3 protein-coding genes and 1 pseudogene are annotated in these 4,352 nt (G+C 74.5%); all 4 read right to left on the reverse strand.

Annotated features, from left to right (window positions below):
- Nucleotides 1-40: 40 nt before the first annotated feature.
- On the reverse strand, nt 41-580 hold the full coding sequence (gene tatB, locus KBI5_RS14450) for a Sec-independent protein translocase protein TatB (RefSeq protein ID WP_085015512.1): 540 nt from the start codon (nt 578-580) through the stop codon (nt 41-43).
- Between the two features lie 67 nt (nt 581-647).
- Nucleotides 648-1,994, reverse strand: coding sequence for a trypsin-like peptidase domain-containing protein (locus KBI5_RS14455; RefSeq protein WP_241882906.1), 1,347 nt, complete (start codon nt 1,992-1,994; stop codon nt 648-650).
- A 1,407-nt stretch (nt 1,995-3,401) separates the two neighbouring features.
- Nucleotides 3,402-3,608, reverse strand: coding sequence for a hypothetical protein (locus KBI5_RS14465; RefSeq protein WP_023841760.1), 207 nt, complete (start codon nt 3,606-3,608; stop codon nt 3,402-3,404).
- 443 nt (nt 3,609-4,051) lie between these two features.
- Nucleotides 4,052-4,352: pseudogene (locus KBI5_RS27360) on the reverse strand (hypothetical protein); the annotation flags it as partial.

Genomic DNA, 4,352 nt, shown 5'->3' on the forward strand with positions numbered 1-4,352 from the left:
CGAGCCGGCGGTGGCGCCGAACCTCAGGCGACGCCGAACCTCAGGTGGCGTCCGAGTCGAAGGGCACCTCTGTCGCCGGGCCGTCGCTCCGTGCCGGCTGCGCCGGCACGGCCCGGGCGGCGGACGCCTTGCTCGGCGAGACCTTCGACAGCATGGGGGACACCGGACCGGGCGGCGCCGCCGGAACCGCGGCCTCGGCGCCGGGACGAGCCGGATCCTTGGCCGCGGGATCTCTCGGCAGCGAGGACTTGGTCAGTGACGGCGCCGCGGGCGGATCGTCACCGAGGAGCAGCGAGTCGAGCGAGGTCCGCTTGGTGAGGTATGGCGGCAGAACCGGATCGTCCTCGAACAGGTGCTTGCGGACGAAGGTCTTGGGATGCAGGTCCCGGATATCCAGATCGGCGAATTCCGGGCCCAGCTCGGACCTGAGATCGTTACGCATGCCGTTGGCCAGCTGACGCAGCTGACGCAGCACGCGTCCCGCGTCCCTGGCGGCCTTGGGCAACCTGTCCGGGCCGAAGACGAACAGCCCGATCAGAAGCAAGACGACGACTTCACCCCACCCGACACCGTTGAACACGCGCTGAGCGTACCTCTCCCGGTGTTGCGGGCAAGGAGCTCATGGGCAACGAAAAGATGTCTGCGGCTCAGCGCTGTTGTTCCTGCAGCGTCAGCTGGGTGGTCGCGGTGGCACCGGCGCGTTCGTAGGCGACCGACACCCGGTCACCTACCCGGTGGAGCCGGGCTGCGACGATGAGGTCGTTCATCCCGCTGATAACCCTGGTTTCCACCCGCGTGATGATGTCGCCGACGCGCAGCCCGGCGCGCTCGGCGGGGCCACCGGGCGCCAGGTTGACGACGCGGGCACCCGACGTGGTCCCCATGGCCTTCGCCTGGCCGGCGGTGACGGTCGCGGCTGACACGCCGAGGTACGGGTGGGTCGCCCGACCGGTCGAAATGATCTCCTGAGCGACCGAGCGGGCGAAGTCGATCGGGATGGCGAACCCCACGCCGATGCTGCCGCTCTGGCTCTGGGACTCATGGCCGGGCACCGCGGCGATCGCGGTATTGATCCCCACCATCTGGCCGAGGCCGTCGAGCAGCGGACCACCGGAGTTGCCCGGATTGATCGCCGCGTCGATCTGGATCGCCCCGATGAGCACCGTGGGGTCGGTGCCGCTCTCGGCCGGGACCATGGGATTGCGGTCGAGCGCGCTGACGACGCCGGTCGTCACGGTGCCGGCGAGGCCGAACGGCGCCCCGATGGCAACCACCGGCGCTCCCACGACCAGCGAGCCGGACTGGCCGAGCGTCACCGCCGGCAGGGGCTGCGGGGCCGGGATCCGCAGGACGGCAATGTCAGTCTTGGGATCCCGCCCGACCAGGTCGGCCCGGACCTGGCCGAACTCCTGGTAGCGGCGCACGGAGATCGGAGTTCTGGCGGCGACCGCGGACGCCACGACGTGGTTGTTCGTCAGGATGTACCCCTCCGGGCTAATGATCACCCCGGAGCCGGTACCCGCGGCATCGCCGTCCCCCCCGCCACCGGCGTCGATCGTCACCACACTGGGCAGAGCCGTCGCGGCGATCGACGCGACCGACCTGCGGTCGGAGCTGGGCGCGGCGGTACCGACCGGCAGGGCCGCCGACGCCTGTTGGTCGCTGCCGCGCTCGGTCATCGAGACGAGCAGCGCACCGATCCCCCCACCCAGCAGACCCGCGACCAGGATGCTCGCGAGGAGGACCCGGTGACCGAGAACGACCGGGCGACCAGGAGCGACCAGGCGCCCCCGCGGCGCCGAACGACCAGTCAGGACATCGGCGAACGGCACGGCGAACGGCGCGGCGTTCGAGCCGCCGCTGTCGGAGCCGCCGCCGTCGGAGTCCGCGGGCAGCGGATACGGCGTCGAGGTCGGCGACCACGCCCGCGGGGAGCCCGTCTCGGCGGGCGGTGGGGCCGGCGGCTGCGTGCCGAAGCCACGCACCGCGGTCACCGTCGGCAAGCCTCCCGACGGCTCCCGCGGGTTCCCGTCCGCCGCAGCGTGCCCGCGGTCGGTCGCGGCGGCGCCCGGGTCGCAGCCCGCCCGGGCGCCCGGCGCCCCCGGACCCGAAACGCCCGTCCTCGAAACACCCGCCCCCGGAGCACCCACGCCCGGAGCACCCACGCCCGGAGCGGCCCCCTCGACCCGCCCGGAATGCCGGGGGTGGCGATGCCCTCCGGGAGCGGAGCCGGGCCTGTCCTCACCGGGTGGGAGGGTCGGCGGACGCCGGCCGGGCTGACGTACCGGAATCCGCGCCGCCCCGGATTCCGGCGTCGCACCCTCACGGGCCGTGGGCCGCGGCTGCGGCCCCGCACCCGATGGCCCCGCACCCGATGGCCCCGCACCCGATGGCCCCGCACCCGATGGAGTCCCCGGGGCCGGCTCAGGAGCGCGTGCCGCCGGGCTACCCGTGCCCGGCGTCCCGGCGGCCGTGGGTCGCCGCTCGGGCCGGGTCTCCTCCGCCGGCCCGGTCATCGCGGTGGTGGATGCCGTACGAGGCGATTGCGGACGGCGTGTCCCGGCCGCCGGTTCCGACCCGGACGGCTGCACGGGTCCCGACGGCTGCACGGGTCCCGACGGCTGCACGGGGACCACCACCCCGGGCTGTACCCGCGGCCCGGCACCGCCGGCCGTGGTGGGCCGGGGCGCGGCGGGAAGGCGGAGCCGACTGACGGGTATCGTCCCGCCGGTCGAGGGGACGGTCGTCTCGTCGCGCGCCGCCGCGACCCGGCCACCGGCCTGATCGGTCCGCGGCTTGCCGTCGGTGGCGGAAGGCGCCGCGCCGGCGGCTCGCGGGACACCAGGGCGGGAAGGATCGGCGCGGTGGCCCGGGCCGGCGGGAACCGACCGCATCGTGGATGACCGCTCGAGACGTCGGGGCCGTACGGGCGGGTCGACCGGTTCCACGCTCGCGACAGGCACCTCGTTGTCGCTGACGTCCACACGTCCTCCCCGACTCGCTCGTCGCACGGCACGGCGGAACGCCGGCAACCGGTTCCGTCCTGGAAAGCACGCGCGACGCGTCCGAGCGGGTAACACGGTAAAGCCTCACATCAGGCCAGACGAGACCTCTCCTCCAGAACACCCAGAAAATGTCTTTCAGGTACCGGAAAGATGCGTCCCGCCGGTTTCCGGCGGCGACCGGGGCGGACAGCCGGACAAAGGCGACCAGCCAGGGCTTGGCGCCGGGAGACGGAGCAGGCGACACCCTGAAACTCACGGCCCCGACCGCCTCCCGGTACCCGGGACGGCCTACCCCGTCCGAATACCCCCGTTCAAACACCCCCGACCGGGTCGATGGGGAACGTGTTCGCCCGGGTCGGCCCGAATTCGCCCGAGTCGGCCCGAACGGGCGGAYGATCAACGGCGCAAGGACACCCGGACCGGGGCGAACATCGGGGTGAGCCGRCTCGGGACGCCGTTCGCAACGCCCGGGGCGACGACCGAGGACACCGTCGGCACCGCGACGGGCCCCGGCGTCTGGGTACTCTCCTGGCCGTCGGCGATGGCGGCACCAGCGACGGCGAGCAGCATCAGCGCGGCGGATCCGAGGAGGGTTCGGCGCATGCTGGTCCGGGGGGTGGGACGACGGTGCGGGGCCGGTAGCCGTCGGCGCGGGGCGGGCGAAGCCGGCCGCCGCAGGTGCTGACGCGCGGGCCCCGGCGCGGGACGGCCCGCCTGACCCGGACCGCGCGCAGCCCCGCCGGTGGCTGCCGGCGCCGGTCGAGCGGCGGGCCTGGGCGAGGCGGGACGAGTGCCGGCGCCCGGGCGAGGATCGAAGGGGGGCTGTCGGAGCTCGACGGAACGCGGCAGCAGGGCCGGTACTGTCACCGTGAACGCCCCGGGAAGCCTGACCGGGTCGAGACGGGTAGGCCCCCGCCTGTCCGGCGCAGGACGGAACTGGAAGCGCTGGGATTGCGGGGACCGGGCGCCGGCACTCGTCCCGCCTCGCCCAGGCCCGCCGCTCGACCGGCGCCGGCAGCCACCGGCGGGGCTGCGCGCGGTCCGGGTCAGGCGGGACGAGTGCCGGCGCCCGGGCGAGGATCGAAGGGGGGCTGTCGGAGCTCGACGGAACGCGGCAGCAGGGCCGGTACTGTCACCGTGAACGCCCCGGGAAGCCTGACCGGGTCGAGACGGGTAGGCCCCCGCCTGTCCGGCGCAGGACGGAACTGGAAGCGCTGGGATTGCGGGGACCGCGGGGACCGCTGGGACCGCGGGGACCGCGGGGACGAACCCGGCGGGGGCGCGGGCAGCGCGGTCAGACCGCCCAGGCTCAGCAGCCGGACCGCGAGGCCGCCAGGCAGATCCGGG

Source organism: Frankia sp. KB5 (genome assembly GCF_002099325.1).
GTDB classification, from domain to species: domain Bacteria; phylum Actinomycetota; class Actinomycetes; order Frankiales; family Frankiaceae; genus Frankia; species Frankia casuarinae.